The sequence below is a fragment of the Rhodococcus sp. NPDC077669 genome (genome assembly GCF_040686915.1).
Lineage (GTDB): Bacteria > Actinomycetota > Actinomycetes > Mycobacteriales > Mycobacteriaceae > Rhodococcoides > Rhodococcoides fascians.
The window spans coordinates 251,961-278,530 of sequence record NZ_JBFBMD010000004.1 but is presented as its reverse complement, the minus strand read 5'-3'; the positions used below and the strand labels follow the sequence as shown (position 1 = coordinate 278,530).

Below are 26,570 nucleotides of genomic sequence, written 5' to 3'. Positions count from 1 at the left end.
GCCTCGCTCAGGTGAATTTGAAGGTTCGGACCGCGAGAGTGCCGCAGACCGCAGCCCAGACGAGCAGCACGGCGACCCCGAAGAGGTCGAACGACGAGGCCACACCGCGGTTGAGCGCCTCGCCGAGTGCGCCGGACGGGACTATCCGTGCGACGTTCTGCAGGCCCTGCGGAATCTGGTCGTCGACGAACACCGCGCTGCCGATCCCGAGCATCACGAACCAGGCGACGTTGGCCAATGCCAACACGATCTCCGCCCGCAGGGTGCCGCCGAGCAGCAACCCCATCGAGGCGAACGTCACCGTTCCCAAAGCGATGACGACCGCCCCGAGCAGCAGGCCTGCCGCACTCGGTCGCCAGCCGAGGGCGACGCCGATCGAGCCCAGCAGAACCGACTGCATGATCACCACGATCACGACGGCTACCGACTTGCCGCCGATGATTCCCCACCGTGGGAGTGGCGTGGCACCGAGTCTCTTGAGGGCGCCGTAGCGACGATCGAACCCGACGGCAATCGCCTGTCCGGTGAATGCCGTCGACATGATGGCCACCATCATCACAGCCGGCACGACCCGCGCGACGCGGTCGTCGCCGAGCTCACCGAACGGCAGCAGGGTGAGTCCGATCAACAGCGTGATCGGAATGAACATCGTCAGCAGCAGCTGCTCACCGTTGCGCAGCAACAACTTCAGCTCGAGACGCGACTGCGCGAACAGCATCCGAGCGGCCGACGCCGGCTGTGGGCGCGGCGCGAACAGTCCTGTCTCGAAACGGTTGTCGGCGAGCCGGGCTTCTCTGCGCACCGTCACATCCTCAATTCTCTGCCGGTCAGTTCGAGGAAGACGTCCTCGAGCCGCCGCTGATCGACCTGCAACTCCGTCGCCAACACGTTCTGCTGTGCGCACCAGGAGGTGACGACCACCAGGATCTGCGGTTCGATCACTCCGGTGACGACGTACGACCCCGGTGACGTCTCCGACGGTACGTAACCGGAGGGCAGGGCCGCGTCGAGCAGGGACAGATCGAGACCGGGGGGAGCGGAGAAGCGCAACTGTCCCTCGGCTCCCTGCTTGGTGAGCTCGGACGGGGATCCGGAGGCGACGACGCGACCGTTGTCGATGATCGTCAACCGATCCGCCAGCTGCTCGGCCTCGTCCATCAGATGTGTGGTCAGTAGAACGCCGACGCCGTCCCGTCGAAGTGCGTCGATCAATTCCCACACCAGCAGTCGGGCCTGGGCGTCGAGTCCGGCTGTCGGTTCGTCGAGAAACACCAACTCGGGGCGGCCGACGATGGCACAGGCCAACGCCAGTCGCTGCTGCTGGCCACCGGACAACCGTCGATAGGGTGTGCGGACCGCCGAGGTCAGGCCCAGACAGTCGAGCAGCCACGTCGTGTCGAGAGGGTCGGCCGAGTACGAGGCGACGAGCTCGAGCATTTCGCCCGCCTTGGACCCCGGGTAGGCACCGCCGCCCTGCAGCATGACGCCGATGCGGGGTCGGAGCTGGGCGGACTCGGCGATGGGGTCGAGGCCGAGGATTCTGACCGTGCCGCTGTCGGGTACGACGAAGCCTTCGCACATCTCGACGGTGGTGGTCTTTCCGGCACCGTTCGGGCCGAGCAGCGCGAGAACTTCACCCGCACCGATGCTCAGGCTCAGTCCGTCGACGGCGGTGGTGCCGTCGTAGGACTTGCGCACGTCGGTCAACTGCACGACAGGTTGCGCCGCATTCGACGTCCCGGAGATCACGAGGACTCAGCGTATTCGTCGGTGTGCCGCTCGGGTGCCGGTGGTCCGCTGCGCGTGGGCCACGGCAGCCGGTTCCGTGTCAGCAGATACAACACGACGATGGTCAGGATGGTCATCACTGCGGCCTGCACGATCTGGAACGGCTGGTATTCGCTGCCGTTCGGCATGAGGATCACGCTGACCAAGGACGAGAAGGCAATGGCGGGACGCCGGAAGGACGGAGTGGTGGCCCATGCTGCCAGCGGGATCACCGCCCACAGCAGGTACCAGGGCTGGACTACCGGGAACAGCAGAACCACTGCTCCCAGCGCCACCCCCAGCGCTCCCACCGAGTGCAGTCGACCCCTCAGAACAGCGACCAGCATGCGGATGACGATGACGCCGGCGACGACGGCTGCGATCGGCCGAGTGAGACTCAACACAGCGGTGGTGTGATCGCCGAGGCCGAGCAGCACGCCGACGAATCCGGTGGCCAAGCCGAGAATCGTGGGAATCGACATCCAGCTGCGCACCACCCCCGCGGTACCCAGAGTGTGGATCCATCCGAATCCGAGTCCGCTGCCGAGGCTCACGACGACTTGGACGGCGACGGCGATCGTGCCGAGCAGCAGCGCAGCGTAGACGACCGATCTCAGAGTGCCGCCCCACCGTCTCGACAGCGCCATTCCGACGAACCCCAGCGCTATCAGCGACGGGATCTTGATCGTCGACGAGAGTGCGATCACACCCGCTCCACCGATGAGGAACGCGATATCGGTGCTGCGCAACGCACCCGGGCGCTCGATCGCGCGCAGCGCCAATTCGGTACCCGCGAGCATGAGCCCGATCATCAGGGCCTCGTTGTGAATTCCGGCGACCAGGTGGAACAGCAACAGCGGGTTCGCGGCACCGAGCCACAGTGCCGTGACCGACGCGACCCCGCAGCGGCGTGCGAGACGCGGCAGCGCCCAGACGATCAGCGCGACTCCCGCCAAGGCGAGCAGTCGGTGCAGGAAAATGCCGGCGACGATGTTCTCGCCGGTCAAGTACGTGATCCCGCGCCCCATCCACAGGAACAGCGGACCGTAGGGTGCCGGAGTCTCTCGCCAGATGTTGGGCACCGTCCGGGTCAGGACGTTGTCGGCCCCCAGTGCATCCACGGGGCCGATCTCGTAGGGGTCGAGACCGCGGGCCGTGATCTCGCTCTGGGCCAGGTAGGAGTAGACGTCGCGCGAGAACATAGGCGGTGCGACGCTCAGCGGCAGGATCCACAGCAGCAGAGTTCGGTCCATCTGCGATCGTGACAGGCGGCGAGGAGTCGCGCCCGATCGCGTCCGCCCCAACGCGAACCTGCCGAGCAGTAGCCACGCGAGGACCACGACGACGGTTCCCGTCATGGTCACCGTCAGAGCCGACGTGGCCATGCGCGACGGCAGGCTCAGTAACCGGACGCCCGCGATCGGGTTCTGCAGTACCGGCTGCGCACCCGCGCCGAGCGCGCCGATCGCCATCAGCAGCGCGCCCGCGGCTCCGAAACGGCGAATGTTGCGTAGCTGAACGGTCTCGGCGGGATCGAGACCGGGTGCCTCCGGCTCGTCGCCGTGCAACGTGGCGACACCGGCACCCGGTGGGGTCGGTTCCAGGCCGAACACGCGCCGAGCAGGGGTGAGAATCATCCTGTGCAGCAGCGTGCCGCGCGTGGATTCGGGGTTCTCGGGATCGGGGGACGAGCTGGCACCGGTCGCGGAAGGCGAGTTCTCGGAACTCTGCTCACTCTCGGTCGATGGCACAGTGGGAGCGTAGCTGTGTGCCATGGCGCGATTCACCCGGTCCTCCGGACTCCGCGGCCTTCGTCGCCCGGCTCGGATTCACCTGAGGGATAGGGCACCCTTGCTGGACCAGGTGAAACAATTCCGTCACACTGGTGTTGTGAAAACAACCGAGAGCTCGCTCGTGCGTCCGGAAAGCGTCGATCCATCGACCGCCGGAGCAGGCGCGTCGTCGGTGCGACCGGCATCGGCCCCCGAGGGGCAGACGCGGGGCGCAGTGGTCACCCTACTGCTCGAAGAAGGCCCCATCACCGCGTCCGATATCGGCACTCGCCTGGGATTGAGCGCGGCCGGTGTCCGGCGCCACCTCGATGCGCTCATCGATGCAGGCGAGGCCAGGATCACCACCCCGGCGGGAGCACGTCAGCGTGGACGCGGGCGACCGGCCAAGCATTTTCAGCTCACGGCAGCCGGCCGCAATCGGCTGGGCCACACCTACGACGATCTGGCCGGAGCCGCCATGCGGCAGCTGCGCAAGATCGGTGGCAACGACGCCATCGAGACGTTCGCGCGGCAACGCGTCAACACCATCGTTGCCGACGTCGAACCCGCGACCGGTTCCGACGCACATGCCGTGGAAACGGCGGCGGGAAGAATTGCCGACGCGTTCAGTGCGGCGGGATTCTCGGCCACCACGCGGCAAGTCGGCAACGGAGTGCAGATCTGCCAACACCATTGCCCGGTGTCGCACGTCGCAGCAGAGTTTCCCGAGCTGTGCGAGGCCGAACAAGCAGCGTTCGCCGAGATCCTCGGCACGCATGTGCAGCGTCTTGCCACCATTGCGAACGGCAACTGCGCTTGCACCACACACGTACCGCTCACCTCGACGCGATCGAGGAGCGGTCGATCCGGTACCGACGTATCGACAGATAGTTCACACAAGATGACGTCCGACACGCAGCCCCGTGTCGGAGAACGCACACGCCTCCGGAAGGAGCCCGCATGACCGTCACACCAGACCAGGTGACACCCGCCGCGCCGCTGACTCAGGACGAGACCATCGCATCGCTCGGCACCTACGGATACGGCTGGGCCGATTCCGACGTGGCCGGCGCGAGCGCCAAGCGCGGCTTGTCCGAGGCTGTCGTCCGTGACATCTCGGCCAAGAAGAGCGAGCCCGAGTGGATGCTCGAAGCCCGTCTGAAGGCTCTCAAGACCTTCGACCGCAAGCCCATGCCCAACTGGGGTTCCGACCTGGACGGCATCGACTTCGACAACATCAAGTACTTCGTGCGGTCCAGCGAGAAGCAGGCCGCTACGTGGGACGATCTGCCCGAGGACATCAAGAACACGTACGACAAGCTCGGCATCCCCGAAGCCGAGAAGCAGCGCCTGGTCTCCGGTGTCGCAGCTCAGTACGAGTCCGAGGTCGTCTACCACTCGATCCGTGAGGACCTCGAGGCGCAGGGTGTGTTGTTCCTCGACACCGACACCGCACTCAAGGAGCAGCCGGAGCTGTTCCGCGAGTACTTCGGCACCGTCATCCCCGCGGGCGACAACAAGTTCTCTGCGTTGAACACCGCAGTGTGGTCCGGTGGATCGTTCATCTACATCCCGCCGGGCGTGCACGTCGACATCCCGCTGCAGGCCTACTTCCGGATCAACACCGAGAACATGGGCCAGTTCGAGCGCACGCTGATCATCGTCGACGAGGGTGCCTACGTGCACTACGTCGAGGGCTGCACCGCGCCGATCTACAAGTCCGATTCGCTGCACTCCGCCGTGGTCGAGATCATCGTCAAGAAGGGTGGTCGTTGCCGGTACACGACCATTCAGAACTGGTCGAACAACGTCTACAACCTGGTCACCAAGCGCGCCAAGGCTGAAGCAGGCGCAACGATGGAGTGGGTCGACGGCAACATCGGCTCCAAGGTCACCATGAAGTACCCGGCTGTGTGGATGACCGGCGAATACGCCAAGGGCGAGGTTCTCTCGGTCGCGTTCGCAGGGCCCGATCAGCACCAGGACACCGGTTCCAAGATGCTGCACCTGGCACCGCACACGTCGTCGAACATCGTCAGCAAGTCCGTCGCCCGTGGCGGTGGACGGACGTCCTACCGCGGTCTGATCCAGATCAACAAGGGCGCGCACGGCTCGCGTTCGACGGTCAAGTGCGACGCCCTACTGGTCGACACGATCAGTCGGTCCGACACCTACCCGTACGTCGACATCCGTGAGGACGACGTGTCGATGGGTCACGAGGCCACTGTCTCGAAGGTCAGCGACGATCAGTTGTTCTACCTGATGAGCCGCGGCATGACCGAGGACGAAGCGATGGCCATGGTCGTCCGCGGATTCGTCGAGCCCATTGCTCGCGAACTGCCGATGGAGTACGCGCTCGAGCTCAACCGGCTCATCGAGTTGCAGATGGAAGGGTCGGTCGGATAAGTGAACAACCCCCTCACCGGAGTCATGGGTGCCGTGGCATCGGAAAACCCGGCATCCGAGAACCCCGATTCCGCCAAGGAAGACAAGTCGAAGCTCGTCGCCAACAAGGGCGCTCAATTCACGTCGTACGACGTGAACGCGTTCGAGGTGCCGTCGGGCCGCGACGAAATGTGGCGCTTCACGCCGCTGCGTCGCCTTCGCGGCCTGCACGACGGTTCGGCAGTCGCCGACGGGACCGCTCAGGTCACCGTCGGGGCTGCGGACCAGGTGGTCGTGGAGACCGTGGGACGCGACGACGATCGACTCGGGAAGGCCGGCGTGCCTGCCGATCGGATTGCTGCACAGGCATATTCGGCCTTCACCGAGGCCACGATCGTCAGCATTCCCAACGAGGTCGAGGTAGCGGAGCCGATCGAGATCACCATCGACGGACCGGGCGTCGACCACGTCGCCTACGGACACGTGCAGATTCGCCTCGGCACGTTCGCTCGCGCCACCGTGGTGATCGATCAGCGCGGCAGCGGCACGTACGCCGAGAACGTCGAGTTCGTGCTGGGTGACAGCTCGCAGTTGCACGTCGTGCTGATCCAGGACTGGCAGTCGGACGCGGTGCACGTGGCCGCCCACCACGCCCTGCTCGGTCGTGACTCGGTGTTGCGCCACTACAACGTCAGCCTCGGCGGCGACTTGGTGCGCATCAGCCCGACCGTGCGCTACAGCGCGCCCGGCGGTGACGCGAACATGCTCGGTGTGTACTTCGCCGACGCCGGTCAGCACCTCGAGCAGCGGTTGCTCGTCGACCATTCGGCTCCGCATTGCAAGTCGAACGTGATGTACAAGGGCGCGCTCCAGGGTGAAACCGGACCCGGCACCGTCGACGCACACACCGTATGGATCGGCGACGTTCTCATCCGCGCCGAGGCCGAGGGCACCGAGACGTACGAACTGAACCGAAATCTCGTGCTCACCGACGGCGCTCGCGCCGATTCGGTACCGAACCTGGAAATCGAAACCGGCGAGATCGTCGGAGCAGGGCACGCCAGTGCTACCGGCCGATTCGACGACGAGCAGCTGTTCTACCTGCGTGCTCGCGGCATCTCGGAGGAGGTGGCCCGCCGACTGGTCGTCCGCGGCTTCTTCCACGAAATCATCGACAAGATTCCGGTCCCCGCCGTACGCGAGCGTCTCGATGCTGCCATCGAGACCGAGCTCGCCGTCGTCGGCGCGTAGGCCCAACCGAACCTTTCTCGACTGCACAAAGGAACTTTGATGTCCACACTCGAAATCCGCGATCTGCACGTCAGCGTCGCCAACACCGACTCGTCCGCCGAGCCGATCGACATCCTCAAAGGTGTCGACCTGACCGTGAAGTCCGGCGAGACGCACGCGATCATGGGGCCCAACGGCTCCGGCAAGTCCACCTTGTCGTACGCCATTGCCGGCCACCCGAAGTACACCGTCACCTCCGGCACCATCACCCTCGACGGTGAAGACGTTCTCGAGATGAGCGTCGACGAGCGCGCCCGCGCAGGTCTGTTCCTGGCGATGCAGTACCCGGTGGAGGTGCCCGGAGTGTCGATGTCGAACTTCCTGCGCACCGCCGCCACCGCCGTGCGCGGCGAAGCCCCCAAGCTGCGGCACTGGGTCAAGGAAGCCAAAACCGCCATGAGCGAGCTCGAAATCGAGGCGAACTTCCTCGAGCGCAACGTCAACGAGGGTTTCTCCGGCGGCGAGAAGAAGCGTCACGAGATCCTGCAGCTGGGACTGCTCAAGCCGAAGATCGCCATCCTCGACGAGACCGATTCCGGCCTCGACGTCGACGCTTTGCGCGTGGTGTCCGAGGGCGTGAACAAGTACAAGGAGCGTGAAGACGGGGGAGTGCTGCTGATCACGCACTACACCCGTATTCTTCGCTACATCAAGCCCGACTTCGTGCACGTCTTCGTCAACGGTGAGATCGTCAAGTCCGGCGGCGCCGAGCTGGCCGACGAGCTCGAGGCCAACGGCTACGCCGGCTACACGCAGGCCGCGACCACCGGAGCATGAGTATGGCTGCACCGGCAGCTGTGGCGGTAGCGACATCGTTCGATGTCGCTACCGTTCGCCGCGATTTTCCTATCCTCTCGCGCACCGTCCGCGACGGAAAGCCGTTGGTGTATCTGGATTCCGGCGCAACCTCGCAGCGGCCGGTGCAGGTACTCGACGCCGAACGCGAGTTCCTCACCACCTGTAACGCGGCGGTGCACCGCGGGGCGCATCAGCTGGCCGAGGAAGCCACCGACGCGTACGAGGGAGCCAGGGCGGATATCGCCGCGTTCGTCGGTGCAGACGTCGACGAGATCGTCTTCACCAAGAACGCAACCGAGTCGCTCAACCTCGTGACGTACGTGTTGGCCGATCAGCGCTTCGATCGTCATCTCGGACCCGGTGACGAGATCGTCGTCACCGAACTCGAACACCACGCCAATCTCGTTCCGTGGCAAGAGCTTGCGGCCCGTACCGGCGCAACTCTGCGGTGGTACGGGGTGACCGACGACGGTCGAATCGACCTCGACTCGCTGGAATTGTCGTCCGCGGTGAAGGTCGTCGCGTTCACCCACCAGTCGAACGTGACCGGTGCCGTCGCTCCCGTCGAGGAGTTGGTGCGTCGCGCCCGAGCTGTCGGCGCGCTCGTCGTTCTCGACGCGTGCCAATCCGTGCCCCACATGAAGGTCGATTTCCACGACCTCGACGTCGACTACGCAGCGTTCTCCGGCCACAAGATGCTGGGACCCTCGGGTGTCGGAGTGTTGTACGGCAAGGCCGCGCTGCTCGATGCGATGCCACCGTTCATCACCGGCGGATCGATGATCGAGACGGTCACGATGGAGAAGACGACGTTCGCGCCTCCGCCGCAACGCTTCGAGGCCGGTGTGCCCATGACGTCGCAGGTCATCGGGCTCGGTGCCGCCGTGCGGTACCTCGACAACATCGGTATCGACGCCGTGGCAGCTCACGAAAAGACTTTGGTCGCAGCCACTCTCGCCGAGTTCGCAAAGATCGACGGCGTTCGAGTCATCGGCCCGACGGAGAACGTCGATCGAGGTTCGGCAGTGTCGTTCGTCGTCGACGGTATCCACGCACACGACCTGGGGCAGATTCTCGACGACGAAGGCGTCGCCATTCGCGTCGGTCATCATTGCGCGTGGCCACTGCATCGGCGCTTCGGAGTGGCAGCGACCGCGCGGGCGTCTTTCGCGTTGTACAACACGGTCGAGGAAGTGCAGGTGCTCGCAAACGCGATTCGTCGCGCGCAATCGTTCTTCGGCACCGACCGCAATGGTGAGGAGGGACACGCCTGATGCGAATGGAACAGATGTACCAGGAAGTGATCCTCGATCACTACAAGCATCCGCACGGTCGTGGACTGCGCGAGCCGTTCGGTGCCGAGGTGCACCACGTCAATCCCACCTGCGGCGACGAGGTCACTCTGCGGGTTCACGTCGACAACGGCACCGTTGCGGACGTCTCGTACGACGGCCAGGGTTGCTCGATCAGCCAAGCCGCCACGTCGGTGCTGACCGATCAGGTGGTCGGCTTGTCAGTTCAGGACGCCCTGAAGACCGTGGATTCGTTCAGCGAGATGGTCGGCAGCAGAGGTACCGTCGAGGGAGACGAAGACGTCATCGGCGACGGCATTGCGTTCGCCGGTGTGGCCAAGTATCCGGCTCGCGTGAAATGCGCCTTGCTGGGTTGGATGGCTTTCAAGGATGCGGTTGTTCAAGTAGTGGACGCAGATACGACAGCTACGACGGGCGAGACCGCCCAGTCGGCACTTTCCGGAGGACAGCAATCATGACCGACGCAACAGAGACCACACCGGCTGTGACGACGACGCCGGTGGAACTCACCGCCGACGAGATCAAGGTGCTCGAGGACCTCGAAGAAGCGATGCGCGACGTCGTCGACCCCGAGCTGGGAATCAATGTCGTCGATCTCGGTTTGGTCTACGACATCAAGATCGACGCCGAGGACATCGTCACCGTCGACATGACACTGACATCGGCGGCCTGCCCGTTGACGGACGTCATCGAGGATCAGGCCCGTGGTGCGCTCGTGCGCAGTGGGCTCGCCGCCGACCTCAAGATCAACTGGGTCTGGATGCCGCCGTGGGGACCGGACAAGATCACCGACGACGGACGCGAGCAGCTTCGGGCCCTCGGCTTCACCGTCTGACGGTCCGGTCCGGCTGCCCCGTCACGCACCCTTCGCTTCGTCGGTGGACGGGGCAGCCTTCTTCGCTGCGGCCTTCTTGGCCGGAGCCTTCTTTGCCGGCGTCTTTCGCGCGGTGGTCTTCTTGGCCGGTGTCTTCGACGACGAAGATTTCGACGATGATGATGTCGACGAATCGGACCCCGACTTCGCGTTCTTTCCCGCGGCCTCGACGCTGCGCTGGAGGGCGGCGACCAGATCCACGACCTCTGCGTCCTCGCCGTCGTCCTGTGATTCGGCCTCGGTGTGGATGACCTTCTCGCCACCGTTCGCCAGTGTCTCGTCGATCAGTTTGCGCAGTTCGATCTGGTAGTCGTCGGTGTACTCCGTCGGATCGAATTCCGAGGACATGCTCTCGACGAGCGACGTCGCCATCTTTACTTCTTGCGGGCGCGCCGACGGGGCGTCGTCGAGCGACGGGAATTCTGCGGCTCGTACCTCGTCCGGCCACAGCAGAGTCTGGATGACCAGCACGTTGTCACGGACCCTCAAGGCGGCCAGCCGCGTCTTCTGTCGCAGCGTGAAATGGACGAGCGCGGTGCGTTCGGTTTCTTCCAGCGTCTCTCGCAGCAGTACGTACGCCTTGGGCGACGACGAGTCGGGCTCCAGGAAGTAACTCTTGTCGTAGAGGATCGGATCGATCTGCTCGGTCGGAACGAATTCGAGAACGGGGATCTCGTGCTTCTCGGCAGCGGGGAGTTTGTCGAAGTCGTCGTCGGTGAGGATCACGCGCTCGCCGTCGGGCGAGTCGTACGCCTTGTCGATGTCGGCGAACTGGACCGATTTTCCGCATTCCTGGCAGATGCGGTCGTACTTGATTCGTCCGCCGTCCTTTGCGTGCACTTGATGAAACCGGATGTCGTGTTGCTCGGTGGCCGAGTAGACCTTCACCGGAACGTTGACGAGTCCGAAGGCGATCGAGCCTTTCCAAATGCTGCGCATGTGTTCATGATCGCCGACCGGGCGCCTGTGTGTCGACCGTTGCCGAGAAACTCAGCCGCGTCTCGGAGCGTGGACGACGGTGCGCGCGATGGCGAGCCTGGCCGAGACCGGAAGCGTAGGGAACATTCTCAGCATTGCGGTCATGGTCCCCATGGCGTCGTCGTGACCGGACAGGTACGAGCGTTGGAGTTCGACCGGCAGCGAGAAGAAGCTGGCGAAGAACTGCGGCACCATCTCCGGCTCGAGGCTCAACGCAGTGCGCAGCCCCAGATTGCGTAGCTTCTGCACCGTCCAGGTGTGGAGTGCACGTCGGCTCCCCGGCTTGCCGGTGCGAAGTCCGTCGACCAGGTGATCGGCAGACGCCAACGACGCGGCGACGCTGTATCCCGTCGCCGGATGCATCAGATTCGACCGCGACCCGAACAAGACGGGCCCGCTTCGTGGGGTGTGCAGCCGCGAGCGCGGCGGAGGTTCGACCGAAAAGCGCACCCGCTCGACGTCCTCGGTCCCGGTCGGCACGAGATCGCGTCGGGCGAGACGATGGTGCAGACGAGTCCGGAGTACATCGAGGTGGAGGGCAGGCCTGCCGACCAGGCACGTTTCTTCGAGCAGAACGCGGTGGTCGTCGAGTGCGACGGCATAGAGAAAACTCGGAACTTCACCGGGTCGTACGCCGTTGTCGGTACGCCAATCCATGAACCAGGCGTCGGAGCCTTCCAGAATGGGCTCGGCGCGTTCCCGCTCGACGACGATTCCGTATGCGGTCTGTTGCGCCAGATCACGCGAGTCGAGCGTTCCTCGCGCATCGACGACGTGGCGAGCCGTGACGACCGTCCCGTCGACGGTGGTGACGCGGGTGCCGGTGACGTCGACTGCGGTGCCCGCGTGCACTCGTACGAGGTCGAGAGCCAGCGAGGCTTGCAGGGCATGGGTGTCGAGCACGCAGTACGTCCGGTCGATGACGCGATGCCGATCGGTCCACACTGCGGGCCTGTGTGCAGTCGAGGCGATTGCGGACTCCGAGAGCCATGACGGCAATTCGTCCGCCCATGCCGAGTAGGTCGGCGTCCAGGTTCTGGACGGGTGCGGATCGAGTGCGAGAACGTCCATACCCGCGGCCGCGCAGCGGTGGGCGATCGCGCGACCCGCCGGTCCCAGCCCGACCACGGCGACGTCGGCCGACAGGTCGCTCACATTCCGCCGGTGGCGAGCAGGCCACCGTCGACGCGCACCGTCTCGCCGGTGATCCACGAGGACGCGTCCGAGACCAGGAACGCGACGAGCGATGCCACGTCCTCGGGGGTACCGAGTCGCTTCATCGGGTAGCCGGCCGCTGCTGCTTCTTCGCCGCCGGCGAACAACGCCTCGGCGAACTTGGTCTTCACCACGCCCGGCGCCACCGCGTTGACGCGGATCTTCGGACCGAGCTGCCATGCCAGCTCCTCGGTGAGCCGAATCAACGCAGCTTTGGATGCGCCGTACGCGGCAATGACTCCGGTGGAGCGGATGCCTGCGACGCTGGCGATGTTGACGACCGCACCGCCGTGTTCTCCCATCCACGCATGGAACGCGTTCTGCACGAAGCCGAGCGTGCCGACGACGTTGGTGTCGAAGATCTTGCTGACACCGACGAGGTCGGCATCCATCAGCGAGCCGTAGACGGGGTTGATACCGGTGTTGTTGACCAGGATGTCCAGCGAACCGAAGGTCTCGACGGTGCGGTCCACTGCGGTGCGCCGATGTTCCGGGTCGCCCGCGTTACCGTCCAGCGCGAGTACGGAGTCGCCGAGTTCCGCCGCGACGGCCAGCAACGGTTCCCGCTTACGCGCAGTGATGGCCACGTTGGCACCGCGCGCGAGCAGTTCTGCGGCGATCGCGCGGCCGATGCCTCGACTACCCCCGGTGACCAGTGCGGTCCGTCCGGTGAGGTCGAGGGGCAGGGCTGGGCGGGCAGTGGCCGTTTCGGTGACGTCGGTCATCGCTCAGACGTTACCGGGGTCACCTGCGTTCCTGGGTGGAGGCACGTGAATGCTGAGCTAAAATGGGGGTTTGCTGTGCCGACCTACGGCGCTTTCATTGCTCGCTCGTCGGTCGACGAGCACTCATCTTGTTCGGCAATCGCTAGGAGCTCACGCGTGATCACCGCCACCGACCTCGAAGTTCGTGCCGGTGTGCGGACCCTTCTGTCCACCGAGGGGCCCGCGCTCCGCGTGCAGGCAGGTGACCGCATCGGGCTGGTCGGCCGCAACGGTGCCGGAAAGACCACCACGCTGCGCATCCTGGCGGGCGAGGGCGAACCGTATGCCGGTGAGGTCGTACGCACCGGAGACCTCGGTTATCTCCCGCAGGACCCCAAAGAGGGCGATCTGGACGTGCTGGCCAAGGACCGGGTGCTGTCGGCCCGCGGGCTGGACACCCTCCTGCACAGTATGGAGAAGCAGCAGGCTCTGATGGCCGAGGTTGCCGACGAGACATTGCTCGACAAAGCCGTCCGTAAGTACGGCGAGCTGGAAGAGCGGTTCGCGTCCCTCGGCGGCTACGAAGCCGAAAGCGAAGCGGCTCGCATCTGCAACAGCCTCGGCTTGGCCGACCGCATTCTCGGTCAACCGCTGCGAACCCTGTCCGGTGGTCAGCGCCGACGCGTCGAACTCGCCCGCATTCTGTTCGCCGCATCCGACGGCAGTGGCGGACGCTCGAACACCACATTGCTGCTCGACGAGCCCACCAACCACCTCGACGCCGATTCCATCACCTGGTTGCGCAGTTTCCTGCAGAACCACGAGGGCGGACTCATCGTGATCAGTCACGATGTCGAACTGCTCGGTGATGTCGTGAACAGGGTGTGGTTCCTCGATGCCGTGCGCGGTGAGGCCGACATCTACAACATGAACTGGAAGAAGTACCTCGACGCACGCGCCACGGACGAGCAACGGCGCCGTCGCGAACGCGCGAACGCGGAGAAGAAGGCGGGTGCGCTGCGCGTCCAGGCCGCCAAGATGGGTGCCAAGGCAACCAAAGCCGTTGCGGCACAGAACATGGCGAAGCGCGCAGACAAGCTGATGGCAAACCTCGATGCGGAGCGCGTATCGGACAAGGTTGCGCACATTCGCTTCCCTGAGCCTGCTCCCTGCGGCAAGACACCGTTGATGGCCAAGAACCTGACCAAGATGTACGGGTCGCTCGAGATCTTCGCCGGCGTCGATCTGGCGATCGACCGGGGGAGCCGCGTGGTGGTGCTCGGGCTCAACGGTGCTGGCAAGACGACACTGCTGCGCATTCTGGCCGGAACCGAGAAGGCAGACACCGGAGAGATCGAACCCGGCCACGGCATGCGCGTGGGTTACTTCGCCCAGGAGCACGACACCCTCGACGACATGGCGTCGGTGTGGGAGAACATCCGGCATGCGGCACCCGACACCGGCGAGCAGGAGCTCAGATCGCTACTCGGCGCCTTCATGTTCACCGGACCCCAGCTCGAACAGCCCGCAGGAACGCTGTCCGGCGGCGAGAAGACGCGTCTGGCGCTGGCCGGACTGGTGTCTTCGGCTGCGAACGTTCTGCTGCTCGACGAACCGACCAACAACCTCGATCCGATCTCACGCGAGCAGGTTCTCGACGCACTGCGCAGTTACAAGGGTGCTGTCGTTCTGGTGACTCACGATCCGGGTGCCGCCGAGGCGCTCTCACCAGAACGTGTCATCCTCCTTCCCGACGGCACCGAGGACCACTGGTCGCAGGACTACCTGGAACTGATTCAGCTGGCCTGACCAGGGTCGCGCCTGCGCACCGATTCTTCGACCAGATCCAGAATGGCCGACAGGTTCGACCCGCCGTTGCCCGACGCGATTCTGGCGACCAGACCGTCGAGAACGAGGTCCAGGTAGTCGGCCAGAACATCGTTCGGCACGTCGTCCCGTAGTTTTCCTGCCGTCTTCTGGCGCTCGAGTCGGCCGAGCGTCGCATCGGTCAGTTCGGCCGAACGCTCCGCCCAGCTGGTTCGGAAGTCGGCGTCGGTTCGTAGTCGTCGGGTGATCTCGAGCCGCGTTCCGAGCCACTCGAACTGCTCCGGCTGAGCCAGCATGTCTCGCATCACCTGAACCAGACCCTGCGTCGCAGCGACTTCTGCCATGCGCCGGGCGTCCTCCTGCGCCAACGCGAGGAAGAGACCGTCCTTGTCCTTGAAGTGGTGGAAGATGGCTCCGCGGGAGAGGCCCGTCGCCTCCTCGAGGCGTCGCACGGTCGCGCCCTCGTAGCCGAACTCTCCGAAGCATTTACGCGCACCGTCGAGAATTTCGCTGCGGCGGGCCGCCAGGTGGTCTTCACTGACCTTGGGCACGTGTGAAACTCCTACTTTCCGATGAAGGGGCCCGTACCGATACGGCGATGGGCCCGAAACACGTATCGAGTTCCGGGCCCATCGCTCTGCGTGGCGTTTGTCTACAGTGCCGTGTGACTAGCCTCTGATCATGTTGCGCAGGACGTACTGCAGGATTCCGCCGTTGCGGTAGTAGTCCGCTTCACCGGGGGTATCGATACGGACCACGGCGTCGAACTCGACCTTGGTTCCGTCTTCCTTGGTCGCGGTCACCGCCATCGTCTTCGGGGTGGTGCCCTCGTTCAGCTTCTCGACGCCGATGATGTCGAACGTCTCGGTGCCGTCGAGCTTGAGCGACGCGGCGCTCTCGCCTGCCGGGAACTGCAGCGGAACGACGCCCATGCCGATGAGGTTGGAGCGGTGGATGCGCTCGAACGACTCGGTGATGACCGCCTTGACGCCCAGGAGCGAGGTGCCCTTGGCCGCCCAGTCACGGGAGCTTCCGGAGCCGTACTCCTTGCCGCCCAGCACGACCAGCGGGATGCCGGCCTTCTGGTAGTTCTGCGACGCATCGTAGATGAACGACTGCGGGCCACCGTCCTGGGTGAAGTCGCGGGTGTAGCCACCCGACACGTCGTCGAGCAGCTGGTTCTTCAGACGGATGTTCGCGAACGTTCCGCGAATCATGACCTCGTGGTTGCCACGACGCGATCCGAGCGAGTTGTAATCCTTGCGCTCCACGCCGTGCGAATCGAGGTACTGAGCGGCAGGCGTACCGGCCTTGATGGGTCCTGCCGGGCTGATGTGGTCGGTGGTGACCGAATCGCCGAGCAGGGCCAGCACGCGGGCACCCTTGATGTCCTCGACCGGAGCCGGGTCCATCGTCATGCCGTCGAAGTACGGAGGCTTCCGCACGTACGTCGAGTTGGGATCCCACTCGAACGTGTCGCCCTCGGGGGTCGACAGGTTCTGCCAGCGGCTGTCACCGGCGAAGATCGTCTCGTAGGACTTGCTGAACATGTCCCGGCTGATCGAGGACTTGATCGTGTCCTCGATCTCCTGCGACGACGGCCAGATGTCCTTGAGGTAGACCGGGTTGCCCTCGTGGTCGTTACCGAGCGGGTCGGTCTCGAAGTCGAAGTCCATCGTGCCCGCAAGGCCGTAAGCGATGACCAGCGGCGGCGACGCCAGGTAGTTCATCTTGACGTCGGGGGAGATGCGACCCTCGAAGTTGCGGTTGCCCGACAGCACGGCGGTCACCGAAAGATCGTTGTCGTTGATCGCCTTCGAGATCGGCTCGAGCAACGGGCCGGTGTTACCGATGCACGTGGTGCAGCCGTAGCCGCCCAGGAAGTAGCCGAGCTTCTCGAGGTACGGCCACAGGCCGGCCTTCTCGTAGTAGTCGGTCACGACCTGCGAACCGGGTGCCATGTTGGTCTTGACCCACGGCTTGGTGGACAGGCCCTTTTCGACGGCGTTGCGAGCGAGCAGTGCTGCGCCCAGCATGACCGACGGGTTGGAGGTGTTGGTGCAGGAGGTGATACCTGCCACCACGACGGCGCCATGGTCGAGGACGAACTCGCCTGCTTCATCGGTGATGACACGAACCGGCTTGCTCGGGCGACCTTCGGAGCCGTATGCGGCGGACCGCACGTCGACTGCATCGTCTTCTGCGAAGCTCAGCGACGCGGGATCGCTGGCCGGGAACGACTCGTTGAGGGCCTCGTCCAGCTTGCTGTCACCCTCGTGCGCCGGGTGGTTCTCCTCCACGTAGTTGTGGATGTCCTTGCGGAACGCAACCTTGGACTCCGACAACAGGATTCGGTCCTGCGGGCGCTTCGGGCCTGCGATGGACGGGACGACCGTGTTGAGGTCGAGCTCGATGTACTCGGAGTACACGGCTTCGTTCTTCGGGTCGTGCCACATGCCCTGTTCCTTGGCGTACGCCTCGACGAGAGCGAGCTGCTCGTCGCTGCGGCCGGTGAGGCGCAGGTAGTTGATCGTCTCTTCGTCGATCGGGAAAATGGCTGCGGTGGAGCCGAATTCGGGGCTCATGTTGCCGAGGGTGGCGCGGTTGGCGAGGGGAACCTCGGCCACACCTTCGCCGTAGAACTCCACGAACTTTCCGACGACGCCGTGCTTGCGCAGCATCTCGGTGGCGGTCAGAACGACGTCGGTGGCCGTGACGCCCGGCTGAATCTCGCCCGAGAGCTTGAAGCCGACGACACGCGGGATCAGCATCGACACGGGCTGGCCGAGCATGGCAGCTTCGGCTTCGATTCCGCCGACGCCCCAGCCGAGCACGCCGAGGCCGTTGACCATCGTCGTGTGCGAGTCGGTTCCGACGCAGGTGTCGGGGTACGCCTGGCCCTTGCGGGTCATGACGGTCGGTGCGAGGTACTCGATGTTGACCTGGTGCACGATGCCCATGCCGGGCGGGACGACCTTGAAGTCGTCGAAGGCGCCCTGGCCCCAACGCAGGAACTGGTAACGCTCGCCGTTGCGCTCGTACTCGAGGTCGACGTTGCGCTCGAGTGCATCGGCGCGGCCGAACACGTCGAGGATGACCGAGTGGTCGATGACCATGTCGGCGGGGGAGAGGGGGTTGACCTTGTTGGGGTCGCCGCCGAGGGTGGTCACGGCCTCACGCATGGTGGCGAGGTCCACGACACACGGAACGCCGGTGAAGTCCTGCATGATGACTCGTGCAGGGGTGAACTGGATTTCGATACTCGGGTCGGCCGAGGGATCCCACGACGCGATCGAGCGAATATGGTCGGCGGTGATGTTGGCACCGTCCTCGGTGCGAAGGAGGTTCTCCGCGAGGACCTTCAGTGCATAGGGCAGTTTCTCGGCACCGGGCAAGGCCGACAGCCGAAAGATCTCGTACGAGTTCTCTCCGACTTCGAGGGTGCCCTTTGCACCGAATGAATTGTTACTTGCGGTCACTTCAGCTCCACTCGTCTATGAGGCACACCGCCGACGGGGCTGTGTCGACGGTTGAAGCGAGGCGCTGACCGTGTGTCTCGGCATGGCATCCGGCGTGCGGATTGCTTGCGGACCCTCGGGCAGTGTCTCGATGGAAGTCTAACAGTACGCTTGTCCTGTGAAAACGTGCGGGTCCGTTTCGCGGTGGACACCGAGAGAACGACCCACGTCACAATCCTCACGTAGTGCTTCGTGCGACGCAATGAAGGGCGGCCTCAGTTGCCGCGTCGGGCATACCTGCCTCCCGAGAATCCACGGCACCGTGACGTAGGGTTCCACGCGACTGGTTCCTACCGACTGGACGAGAGATGACTGAGCCGATCCACGCTGTTTCCCCACTTGCCACCGATATCCCGGCAGGTCTGGACGTCGACAGCATCGTCGCCACGGTCCGCGAGTCGGGAGTCAGCGCTCCTGCGGGCGAGCAGGACGGACTGACGGCCGCCGTGAACCGAGCCGAGGACCACGGAATCGATCTGAGCATCGTGATCGTCCCCGACGAACCGCGCCACGATTCGCAGCTACGCGACCTCGCCACTGCGGTCGGTGCCCGCGAGGGCGGAACGGTGTTGGTGCTGAGCCCGGGGCAGGTCGGAACCTTCAGCGACTCGATCAGCCGAGTGACACTCGAAGCCGGGCAGGATCGCACCTACACCGGAAATCACGTCGTCGCCGCCGACAACTTCGTCGACACCCTCGTCGAGGACCAGACTCCGTGGGGCTTGCTGACGGGTGGGCTGGTGGTGATCGTCGCCGCGGTAGCCGCGTTGACAGCCGCTGTGAAGGTCCGGCGATACCGCGCGCGGTCGGCCACTGCCGACCCGCACGAAGCGCAGCCCGTCGAGCGCTGACGTAGCGCGCACATTCGTCATTCGACCGACCGACACCGACGCGTGATCGCGCCACCGGACGGCGGTCCGGAAAAAGTCCGAAAAATTGTTTCGGGCAAACACCGAGTTCACGGCATTGTGCCTGGTGGAATTACAAATGTGTCATTTGTGACTGGAGTTTCTTTAGTGTGCGAAGTGTCGTACGGTGCCATTGGCACTGCTGGGGAAGGAGTGTCGCAGAAGGCAGGTGTCATCCGTGGGGAACTCGGGAGGCCACTGCTTCGGGTGTGACTGACGTGGTTCGCACCTGTCGTGTCGCTGCGCGCCACTTTCCCGCCCGGCGAACATGTTCACCGTCACCTGCGATCGGGGTGGGAACGGGGAACGCCTCGACGGCACGACGGTCCTCTCGGGACCCGAGTGAATGCCGGACCCGAGGGAGACATTTGTGAGCCGACGTCCAGTTCGCGGCACGCGCCGCAGAGCGCTCGTCCGTACCCGATTCGTACTGGCAGGTGCCGGTCTGGTTCTCGCGCTGACCGCGACCATGCCCGGAGTCGCCGCCGCGGTACCGCCACCCCCGCCCAACCCGTCCGATACCGACATCGCCGCGGCCGGCAGCGCCGTCGACTCACGCCTGGGGCAGGTCGGACAGCTGATCGACGCGATCGCATCCGCCAACCAGCAACTCGCACAGCTCGACGACGAGGTTGCCGTGAAGCGAGAAGGCGTCAACAAAGCCCTGGTCGACCTGCAGAACGCCCGGGACGCCGCTGACGTGGCCGCAGCAGTCGTGGGAGCAGCGCAGCAGGCGCTCGCCGATGCAGGCACACAGATTCAGGCAGCCCAGCGCAAGTTCGACGAATTCGCCAAATCGAGCTACACCCAGGGCTCGGGCGTCGCCTCGATGGCGTCGTTCCTCGGTTCGAGCGGACCGGACGACGTTCTCGACCGCGCCCAGGTCCTGAAGGTGCTGTCCAACAGCCAGAATGCCGTGCTCGACAGCCTCCAGCGGGCCCGGACCGAGCAGGCGAACCGGGACTCGGCCGCCCGCGAATCCAAGCAGCAGGCGGACGCGGCAGCGTCCGAAGCCGAATCGAAGAAAGCCGAGGCCGAGCAGGCCATCGCTGCAGCGCAGGCAGCGTTGCAAGCCGAGGCCGATCAGAAAGCCGCCATCGAGTCCCAGCGAGACGCCGCTCAGACCGAGCTCGACGCAGCCCGCAGCAATGTGGCCGGCCTCCAGGGTCAACGAGCCGCATACAGCGACTGGGAGGCGCAGAAGACAGCAGAGGACGCAGCAATAGCAGCAGCCGCAGCTGCCGCTCGCGAGGCCGCGGTTCAGGCGGCGGCCCGGGTGTCGGCCAACCTGGCCGCACAACAGCGAGCCGCTGCGATCGCCGAGGGCCAACGCTCGCACGTCGATGTCGACGACGACTCGAGTTCGTTTACCGACTCCGACAGTTCGAGCGGAACCACGACTCCGACCCAGCCCACACCCAGCAAGCCCACACCCAGCAAGCCCAAGCCCTCGACCACACCGTCGGTCACGGGCAGTGCTGCCGTGGAATTGGCGATCGACCGCGGGATGAGCCAGCTCGGTGTTCCGTATTCCTGGGGCGGCGGCGACGAGAACGGGCCGACCAAGGGAATCCGAGACGGCGGAGTCGCAGACAGTTACGGCGACTACAACAAGGTCGGCTTCGACTGCTCCGGCCTCATGATCTACGCATTCGCAGGTCTGGGCATCTCTCTGCCCCACTACACCGGCTACCAGTACACGGCAGGCAAGCAGGTTCCGTCGTCGCAGATGAAGCGTGGCGACATGATCTTCTACGGACCGAACGCCAGTCAGCACGTCGCGCTCTACCTCGGCGACGGGAAGATGCTCGAGGCTCCGCAATCCGGATCGGTGGTCAAGGTCTCCGACGTCAGATACAGCGGTATGACGCCGTACGCCGTGCGCATGGTGTCCTGAGCTCGCTGTCGCTCCCGAGGTCGCTGTTCGGTACTTCTGCGTCGTTCCGCAGGCTCCACTCCGGCGCGCGGGTCAGGGGTGGGTTTCGGCGCGCGCGAGCATCACCTGGAATAGTTGATCTCGGCGGTATGGAACGTGCCCGACGATGATCGACTGAAAGCGGTGAATTCTTGGTGACATCACGTGACGGCCGGATTTCGAACGACGAGGAGCCGACACAGATCGGGTCTTCGAGTCCGAATCCGCAGGGTGGGGAGCCGGAGCGGGTGGACAGTCCCGATCTCGCCGACGACGTTCGGCTTCTCGAGAAGGCCGTGTACGAGGTCAAAAGGGTGATCGTCGGTCAGGATCGTCTGGTCGAGCGCATTCTGGTCGGCTTGTTGGCCCGTGGGCACGTGCTGCTGGAAGGCGTTCCCGGCGTGGCGAAGACCCTCGCAGTGGAGACGTTCGCCCGCGTTGTCGGTGGCTCGTTCTCCCGCGTCCAGTTCACCCCGGACCTGGTACCCACCGACCTGGTCGGAACCCGCATCTACCGTCAGGGCCGCGAAGAGTTCGACACCGAACTCGGCCCGGTCGTCGCGAACTTCGTCCTTGCCGACGAGATCAACCGAGCACCGGCGAAGGTCCAGTCGGCGCTGCTCGAAGTCATGGCCGAGCGGCACGTGACCATCGGTGGCAGGACGTTCCCCATGCCCGATCCGTTCCTGGTGATGGCGACGCAGAACCCCATCGAGAACGAAGGCGTGTACCCGCTCCCGGAAGCCCAGCGCGACCGCTTCCTGTTCAAAATCGTCGTCGACTATCCGACGGTGGAAGAAGAACGCGAGATCGTCTACCGCATGGGGATCAAGGCCCCCGAGCCCAAGCAGATACTCGACCCTGTCGAGTTGGTCCGTCTGCAGAACCTGGCCAGTTCGGTGTTCGTGCACCACGCGCTCGTCGACTACGTGGTTCGGGTCATCGCCGCCACCCGCACGCCCGAACAGTTCGGGTTGGACGATGTCGGCAGCTGGATCGCATACGGGGCCTCCCCGCGTGCGACCCTCGGCATCATCGCTGCGTCCCGCGCCCTCGCCCTGCTGCGAGGCCGCGACTACGTCGTTCCTCAGGACGTGCTCGAGGTGATTCCCGACGTGCTCCGGCATCGGCTGGTGCTCTCCTACGATGCCCTCGCCGACGAAGTGACGCCCGAGACCGTGATCTCCCGCATTCTGCAGACCGTCGGACTACCGCAGGTGTCGCCGCAGGCGGTTCCGATGTCGCAGGACAACGGCACCGCACCCGGTCAGCCCTTCGGTGGTCAACAGGGCACACCGCAGTTCCCGGGAGCGGGGCCGCAGTATCCGGCTCAGGGACCGTATCCGGCCCAGGGGCAGTACCCGGGGCAGGGACAGAATCCGGGGCAGGGACAGAGCCCGACCCAGGGGCAGTACCCGGGTCAGCCGCAGTTCCCCGGGCAAGGGCCCGGCTCGGCACCCCAGCCCGGACCCGAGCAGCGCCCACCGGGCGGTCCGGCCGGCGAACCCGCTCCGTCGCTGCACAAGCCGTCGGGTGATGCATCGTCGACCGGTTCGCCGGGTCAGTGAGCGCAGCCGACAGTGCCGGCCGAGGTGCGGTCTCACGTCCGCCGTCGTTTCGGTCCGGCGAACTGCGTGATCCGAAGTTGGCCGCTGCGCTGCGCACGCTCGAGATAACGGTGCGGAGGCGTCTCGACGGCGTTCTACACGGCGACCACCTCGGCCTGATACCCGGCCCGGGATCCGAACCGGGGGACGCGCGCGAGTATCAGCCCGGTGACGACGTTCGGCAGATGGACTGGTCGGTCACTGCCCGGACGACACACCCACACGTGCGGCAGTCGGTGGCCGATCGCGAACTGGAAACGTGGCTTTTCGTCGATCTGTCGGCCAGCCTCGACTTCGGAACCGCGGGGTGCGAGAAGCGCGATCTCGCGGTCGCGGCCTCGGCTGCCATCACCCACCTGACCGGCGGCGGTGGTAATCGCATCGGAGCTGTCGTGGCCACCGGCGCGACGACGACGCGAATCCCGGCGCGCGGTGGGCGGGTACACAGCCAGTCGATGCTGCGGACGATCGCTACGACACCGTCCGCCGCGGATGGCGTCCGAGGAGATCTTCGCGATGCCGTCGAGGCGCTGCGGCGTCCCGAACGCCGTCGCGGTCTGGCCGTGGTGATCAGCGACTTCCTCGGCCCGATCGACTGGGAGCGATCACTGCGGGCGATCTCTGCCAGACACGACGTACTGGCCGTCGAGGTACTCGATCCGCGAGACCTCGAACTTCCGGATGTGGGAGACGTGGTTCTGCACGACCCGGAGTCCGGCCGCACTCGGGAGTTCGCCGCGACGCCCAGGCTCCGCGCCGACTTCGCGCGAGCAGCCGCAGCACACCGCGACGACGTGGAGAAAGCGTTGCGCCGATGCGGGGCACCGCGTTTGACTCTGCGCACCGACGGTGACTGGATCGCCGATGTCGTCCGCTTCGTCACTGCTCGCAGGCACACCATCGGCTCCGGTTTCACCAATACCGCGAGGGCAGGTTCGCGATGAGCCTCACCGATTTCTCTGCGCCGTGGTGGCTTGCGTTTCTCGTCGTCGTCCTCGCCCTGACGGCGGGGTACGTCTGGATTCAACGCCGCAAGCAGAAGCACGTGCTGCGTTTCTCCAACATGGAGTTGCTCGAGTCGGTCGCGCCGAACCGGCCCAATCGTCTGCGTCATCTCCCGACCGCACTGGTACTGGTCGGGCTGATGTTCCTGACCGTCGCGTTGGCAGGCCCCACTGCCGATCAACGTGTTCCACGCAACCGCGCGACGGTCATGCTCGTCATCGATGTGTCGCTGTCCATGGAAGCGACGGACGTCGAACCCACTCGGCTGGCTGCGGCCCAAGAAGCAGCGAAGTCGTTCGCCGATGGCCTCACACCCGGCATCAACCTCGGTCTCGTCGCATTCGCCGGCACTGCCTCGGTATTGGTCTCACCCACGGCCAACCGCGACGCCACCAAGTCGGCAATCGACAAACTGCAGCTCAGCGAGCGTACGGCCACCGGTGAAGCAATCTTCACCTCGCTGCAGTCGATCGACACTCTCGGCGCGATCCTCGGGGGTGGCGACGCGGCACCGCCGGCCCGCATCGTGCTGCTCTCCGACGGTAAGCAAACCGTTCCCCAGAACCTCGACGATCCACGAGGCGGCTACACCGCAGCGCGCGCAGCCAAGGACAAGGGAGTGCCGATCTCGACGATCTCGTTCGGCACCAGCTACGGGTCGGTCGAGATCGAAGACGAAGGTGGAGGCGGGGTCGAGCGCGTGCCCGTTCCGGTCGACGACCCGTCGTTGCGCGAGATCGCGACTCTGTCCGGAGGGAGTTTCTTCACGGCTTCCTCGCTCGAGGGCCTCCGAGACGTCTACGACACCCTGGAGGAGCAGATCGGCTTCGAGATCACCCGCGGGGACGCATCGCGACCCTGGTTGATCCTCGGTGTCCTGTGCATCTCCGCCGGGCTCGGTTCGGCGTTGGTGATGCGGCAACGATTGCCGTGATCGCTGTTATTACTCACCAGTAAGTTTCGCTTTGTCATTCCAGGACGAACAGATAGGTTGCTAGGCATGTCCACACCTGACTTCATCGCGCGATCGGTACTCGTCACCGGAGGTAACCGGGGTATCGGTCTGGCCATCGCCCAACGGCTCAGTGCCGACGGGCACAAGGTGGCCGTCACCCACCGCGGATCCGGGGCACCCGACGGATTGCTCGGGGTCGTCTGCGACGTCACCGACTCCGATTCGGTCGACGCGGCCTTCAAGGAGGTCGAGGAGAAGCACGGACCCGTCGAGGTACTCGTCGCCAACGCGGGCATCACCGACGACACCCTGCTGATGCGTATGACCGAGGAGCAGTTCCAGCGGGTCATCGATGCGAACCTGACCGGAGCCTTCCGAGTCGCCAAGCGCGCCAACCGGGCCATGCTGCGCGCGCGCTGGGGTCGGATGATCTTCCTCAGTTCCGTTGTCGCGATGGCCGGCGGGCCGGGGCAGATCAATTACGCGGCGTCCAAGGCCGGAGTCATCGGCATGGCCCGGTCGATCACGAGGGAGTTGGGTTCGCGGTCCATCACGGCGAACGTCGTCTCACCGGGATTCATCGAAACCGACATGACCGCAGAGTTGTCGGACGACTTGCGCGGCAAGGCGAAGGAATACATTCCACTTCAGCGTCTCGGTCAGCCCGAGGACGTTGCAGCAGTCGTGAGTTTCCTTGCGGGTCCGGACTCGTCGTACGTGTCCGGTGCTGTCATTCCCGTCGACGGCGGCATGGGCATGGGGCACTGAGAAACCCTCTCGCACAACGATTTCGATAGATACTCACCTCCGAATTAAGGACGTAGCATTATGGGCGGATTGCTCGAAGGCAAGACCATTCTCATCACCGGCATCATCACCGACGCGTCGATCGCGTTCCACGCCGCGGCCATGGCGCAGGAGCAGGGTGCCAAGGTGATCATCACCGGGTTCGATCGGCTGCGGCTCATCGACCGCATCGCGCAGCGGCTGCCCAAGGAGGTGCCCCCGGCGATCGAGCTCGACGCCACCAACGAGGAGCACCTCGCCGCGCTGGCGGACCGAATTCGTGAAGTAGCGCCGGAGGGTATCGACGGAGTTCTGCACTCCATCGCATTCGCACCTCGCACCCTGATGGGCCCGGATGCCAAGCCGTTCCTCGACGGCCCCGGCCCCGACGCGGCGAGGGCATTCGAGATCTCGGCGTGGAGCTACGCATCTCTCGCGCGTGCCGTGCTCCCGGTCATGAACGAGGGTGGCTCGATCGTCGGAATGGACTTCGATCCGCGGACGTCGATGCCGTACTACAACTGGATGGGCGTGGCCAAGGCTGCTCTCGAGTCGGTGAATCGTTACGTGGCACGGGAAGTGGGCGCAGCCAAGCGTATCCGCTCCAATCTCGTTGCAGCAGGACCGATCAGGACTCTTGCCGCCAAGGCGATTGCGGGCACCGCGACCGGCGATGCGGCCAAGATGGACCAGCTGAACGTGTACTGGGACGGCGCCGCTCCCATTGGATGGGACGTCAACGATCCGACCGTCGTCGCCAAGTCGATCGTCGCGTTGCTGTCGGATTGGCTGCCCGGAACCACCGGGTCGATCGTGTACGTCGACGGCGGAGCGAGCCACAACACGTACCTGCCCGAAAACATGTGACACGTCGGTGAGCGGAGTCCGACGTGGGCTCGCTCACCGTAGGTTTCGTCGACCGATTGTGCCCCTGCCGCAGCCCTGCTGCGACA

The 26,570-nt window shown here is 65.0% G+C and carries 23 protein-coding genes; 15 read left to right on the top strand and 8 right to left on the bottom strand.

Annotation, left to right across the window (positions count from 1 at the left end; translation table 11 throughout):
* Positions 1 to 7: 7 nt before the first annotated feature.
* The 3 genes from AB0P23_RS07460 to mptB are packed head-to-tail and all read right to left on the bottom strand — an operon-like array spanning position 8 to position 3,404.
* Positions 8 to 808, bottom strand: coding sequence for an ABC transporter permease (locus AB0P23_RS07460; RefSeq protein WP_032382065.1), 801 nt, complete (start codon positions 806 to 808; stop codon positions 8 to 10).
* On the bottom strand, positions 805 to 1,749 hold the full coding sequence (locus AB0P23_RS07455) for an ABC transporter ATP-binding protein (RefSeq protein WP_032365765.1): 945 nt from the start codon (positions 1,747 to 1,749) through the stop codon (positions 805 to 807). The genes AB0P23_RS07460 and AB0P23_RS07455 overlap by 4 nt, the downstream gene beginning before the upstream one ends.
* The gene (gene mptB, locus AB0P23_RS07450; protein ID WP_239536226.1) at positions 1,746 to 3,404 is read right to left on the bottom strand and encodes a polyprenol phosphomannose-dependent alpha 1,6 mannosyltransferase MptB; all 1,659 of its coding nucleotides are present in this window, start codon (positions 3,402 to 3,404) and stop codon (positions 1,746 to 1,748) included. The genes AB0P23_RS07455 and mptB overlap by 4 nt, the downstream gene beginning before the upstream one ends.
* A gap of 217 nt (positions 3,405 to 3,621) precedes the next feature.
* Here mptB and AB0P23_RS07445 point away from each other — a divergent pair, with 217 nt between their 5' ends.
* Genes AB0P23_RS07445 through AB0P23_RS07415 form a run of 7 tightly spaced genes read left to right on the top strand, consistent with a single transcriptional unit; the run spans position 3,622 to position 10,160 of the window.
* The gene (locus tag AB0P23_RS07445) at positions 3,622 to 4,503 is read left to right on the top strand and encodes a metalloregulator ArsR/SmtB family transcription factor (RefSeq protein WP_032391608.1); all 882 of its coding nucleotides are present in this window, start codon (positions 3,622 to 3,624) and stop codon (positions 4,501 to 4,503) included.
* Complete coding sequence (sufB, locus tag AB0P23_RS07440) at positions 4,500 to 5,945, top strand: Fe-S cluster assembly protein SufB (RefSeq protein WP_027497021.1); 1,446 nt, start codon at positions 4,500 to 4,502, stop codon at positions 5,943 to 5,945. Before AB0P23_RS07445 ends, sufB begins: the two co-directional genes overlap by 4 nt.
* A gap of 24 nt (positions 5,946 to 5,969) precedes the next feature.
* Positions 5,970 to 7,175 carry a Fe-S cluster assembly protein SufD gene (sufD, locus tag AB0P23_RS07435; protein WP_206497595.1) on the top strand — a complete coding sequence of 402 codons (1,206 nt, stop codon included), beginning with the start codon at positions 5,970 to 5,972 and terminating at the stop codon, positions 7,173 to 7,175.
* Between the two features lie 39 nt (positions 7,176 to 7,214).
* Complete coding sequence (gene sufC, locus AB0P23_RS07430) at positions 7,215 to 7,991, top strand: Fe-S cluster assembly ATPase SufC (protein ID WP_027497023.1); 777 nt, start codon at positions 7,215 to 7,217, stop codon at positions 7,989 to 7,991.
* Positions 7,992 to 7,993: 2 nt separating this feature from the next.
* Entirely contained in the window at positions 7,994 to 9,286 is a 1,293-nt protein-coding gene (locus AB0P23_RS07425; protein WP_032372457.1) for a cysteine desulfurase, read from the top strand.
* A complete protein-coding gene (sufU, locus tag AB0P23_RS07420; RefSeq protein WP_027497025.1) occupies positions 9,286 to 9,783 on the top strand; it encodes a Fe-S cluster assembly sulfur transfer protein SufU in 498 nt (165 codons plus the stop codon). The genes AB0P23_RS07425 and sufU overlap by 1 nt, the downstream gene beginning before the upstream one ends.
* On the top strand, positions 9,780 to 10,160 hold the full coding sequence (locus AB0P23_RS07415; RefSeq protein WP_027497026.1) for a metal-sulfur cluster assembly factor: 381 nt from the start codon (positions 9,780 to 9,782) through the stop codon (positions 10,158 to 10,160). The genes sufU and AB0P23_RS07415 overlap by 4 nt, the downstream gene beginning before the upstream one ends.
* A gap of 21 nt (positions 10,161 to 10,181) precedes the next feature.
* Here AB0P23_RS07415 and AB0P23_RS07410 read toward each other — a convergent pair whose 3' ends face one another.
* From AB0P23_RS07410 to AB0P23_RS07400, 3 genes are read right to left on the bottom strand one after another with little or no spacing between them, the layout of a single operon-like run.
* Positions 10,182 to 11,138, bottom strand: coding sequence for a Ku protein (locus AB0P23_RS07410; protein WP_206497533.1), 957 nt, complete (start codon positions 11,136 to 11,138; stop codon positions 10,182 to 10,184).
* Positions 11,139 to 11,189: 51 nt separating this feature from the next.
* Positions 11,190 to 12,332, bottom strand: a complete 1,143-nt coding sequence (locus AB0P23_RS07405; RefSeq protein WP_032400765.1) for a lycopene cyclase family protein — start codon at positions 12,330 to 12,332, stop codon at positions 11,190 to 11,192.
* Positions 12,329 to 13,117 carry an SDR family oxidoreductase gene (locus AB0P23_RS07400; protein WP_045841762.1) on the bottom strand — a complete coding sequence of 263 codons (789 nt, stop codon included), beginning with the start codon at positions 13,115 to 13,117 and terminating at the stop codon, positions 12,329 to 12,331. The genes AB0P23_RS07405 and AB0P23_RS07400 overlap by 4 nt, the downstream gene beginning before the upstream one ends.
* 156 nt (positions 13,118 to 13,273) lie before the next feature.
* Between AB0P23_RS07400 and AB0P23_RS07395 the strand changes: the two genes are divergently transcribed.
* Entirely contained in the window at positions 13,274 to 14,905 is a 1,632-nt protein-coding gene (locus tag AB0P23_RS07395) for an ABC-F family ATP-binding cassette domain-containing protein (protein WP_027497030.1), read from the top strand.
* On the opposite strand, the gene AB0P23_RS07390 is transcribed toward AB0P23_RS07395, so the two are convergent.
* Together AB0P23_RS07390 and AB0P23_RS07385 are read right to left on the bottom strand one after the other, a co-directional pair.
* Positions 14,893 to 15,474, bottom strand: coding sequence for a TetR/AcrR family transcriptional regulator (locus AB0P23_RS07390; protein WP_027497031.1), 582 nt, complete (start codon positions 15,472 to 15,474; stop codon positions 14,893 to 14,895). The two genes, AB0P23_RS07395 and AB0P23_RS07390, sit on opposite strands and share 13 nt — an antisense overlap.
* 117 nt (positions 15,475 to 15,591) lie before the next feature.
* On the bottom strand, positions 15,592 to 18,402 hold the full coding sequence (locus AB0P23_RS07385; protein ID WP_032387342.1) for an aconitate hydratase: 2,811 nt from the start codon (positions 18,400 to 18,402) through the stop codon (positions 15,592 to 15,594).
* A gap of 347 nt (positions 18,403 to 18,749) precedes the next feature.
* On the opposite strand from AB0P23_RS07385, the gene AB0P23_RS07380 reads away from it, so the two are divergent.
* From AB0P23_RS07380 to inhA, 7 genes are all read left to right on the top strand, one after another.
* On the top strand, positions 18,750 to 19,292 hold the full coding sequence (locus AB0P23_RS07380; protein WP_057474701.1) for a DUF6676 family protein: 543 nt from the start codon (positions 18,750 to 18,752) through the stop codon (positions 19,290 to 19,292).
* A gap of 526 nt (positions 19,293 to 19,818) precedes the next feature.
* Positions 19,819 to 21,246, top strand: coding sequence for an NlpC/P60 family protein (locus AB0P23_RS07375; RefSeq protein WP_241257643.1), 1,428 nt, complete (start codon positions 19,819 to 19,821; stop codon positions 21,244 to 21,246).
* Between the two features lie 266 nt (positions 21,247 to 21,512).
* Complete coding sequence (locus AB0P23_RS07370; protein ID WP_032391432.1) at positions 21,513 to 22,832, top strand: MoxR family ATPase; 1,320 nt, start codon at positions 21,513 to 21,515, stop codon at positions 22,830 to 22,832.
* On the top strand, positions 22,829 to 23,815 hold the full coding sequence (locus tag AB0P23_RS07365) for a DUF58 domain-containing protein (RefSeq protein ID WP_363797143.1): 987 nt from the start codon (positions 22,829 to 22,831) through the stop codon (positions 23,813 to 23,815). The genes AB0P23_RS07370 and AB0P23_RS07365 overlap by 4 nt, the downstream gene beginning before the upstream one ends.
* Positions 23,812 to 24,810, top strand: coding sequence for a VWA domain-containing protein (locus AB0P23_RS07360; RefSeq protein ID WP_027497035.1), 999 nt, complete (start codon positions 23,812 to 23,814; stop codon positions 24,808 to 24,810). Before AB0P23_RS07365 ends, AB0P23_RS07360 begins: the two co-directional genes overlap by 4 nt.
* 66 nt (positions 24,811 to 24,876) lie before the next feature.
* Positions 24,877 to 25,599 (top strand): 3-oxoacyl-ACP reductase FabG1, encoded by a 723-nt coding sequence (fabG1, locus tag AB0P23_RS07355; protein ID WP_032365773.1) that lies wholly within the window; start codon positions 24,877 to 24,879, stop codon positions 25,597 to 25,599.
* A gap of 60 nt (positions 25,600 to 25,659) precedes the next feature.
* Positions 25,660 to 26,484, top strand: a complete 825-nt coding sequence (inhA, locus tag AB0P23_RS07350) for an NADH-dependent enoyl-ACP reductase InhA (RefSeq protein ID WP_027497037.1) — start codon at positions 25,660 to 25,662, stop codon at positions 26,482 to 26,484.
* Positions 26,485 to 26,570: the final 86 nt, after the last annotated feature.

Bases quoted from the DNA above. Each gene is read 5' to 3' on its own strand.
- mptB (WP_239536226.1), bottom strand. From the start codon at position 3,404: ATGATTCTCACCCCTGCTCGGCGCGTGTTCGGCCTGGAACCGACCCCA.
- AB0P23_RS07415 (WP_027497026.1), top strand. From the start codon at position 9,780: ATGACCGACGCAACAGAGACCACACCGGCTGTGACGACGACGCCGGTG.
- sufU (WP_027497025.1), top strand. From the start codon at position 9,286: ATGCGAATGGAACAGATGTACCAGGAAGTGATCCTCGATCACTACAAG.
- AB0P23_RS07360 (WP_027497035.1), top strand. From the start codon at position 23,812: ATGAGCCTCACCGATTTCTCTGCGCCGTGGTGGCTTGCGTTTCTCGTC.
- sufB (WP_027497021.1), top strand. From the start codon at position 4,500: ATGACCGTCACACCAGACCAGGTGACACCCGCCGCGCCGCTGACTCAG.
- inhA (WP_027497037.1), top strand. From the start codon at position 25,660: ATGGGCGGATTGCTCGAAGGCAAGACCATTCTCATCACCGGCATCATC.
- sufC (WP_027497023.1), top strand. From the start codon at position 7,215: ATGTCCACACTCGAAATCCGCGATCTGCACGTCAGCGTCGCCAACACC.
- sufD (WP_206497595.1), top strand. From the start codon at position 5,970: ATGGGTGCCGTGGCATCGGAAAACCCGGCATCCGAGAACCCCGATTCC.
- AB0P23_RS07425 (WP_032372457.1), top strand. From the start codon at position 7,994: ATGGCTGCACCGGCAGCTGTGGCGGTAGCGACATCGTTCGATGTCGCT.
- fabG1 (WP_032365773.1), top strand. From the start codon at position 24,877: ATGTCCACACCTGACTTCATCGCGCGATCGGTACTCGTCACCGGAGGT.
- AB0P23_RS07380 (WP_057474701.1), top strand. From the start codon at position 18,750: ATGACTGAGCCGATCCACGCTGTTTCCCCACTTGCCACCGATATCCCG.
- AB0P23_RS07375 (WP_241257643.1), top strand. From the start codon at position 19,819: ATGCCCGGAGTCGCCGCCGCGGTACCGCCACCCCCGCCCAACCCGTCC.
- AB0P23_RS07400 (WP_045841762.1), bottom strand. From the start codon at position 13,117: ATGACCGACGTCACCGAAACGGCCACTGCCCGCCCAGCCCTGCCCCTC.
- AB0P23_RS07410 (WP_206497533.1), bottom strand. From the start codon at position 11,138: ATGCGCAGCATTTGGAAAGGCTCGATCGCCTTCGGACTCGTCAACGTT.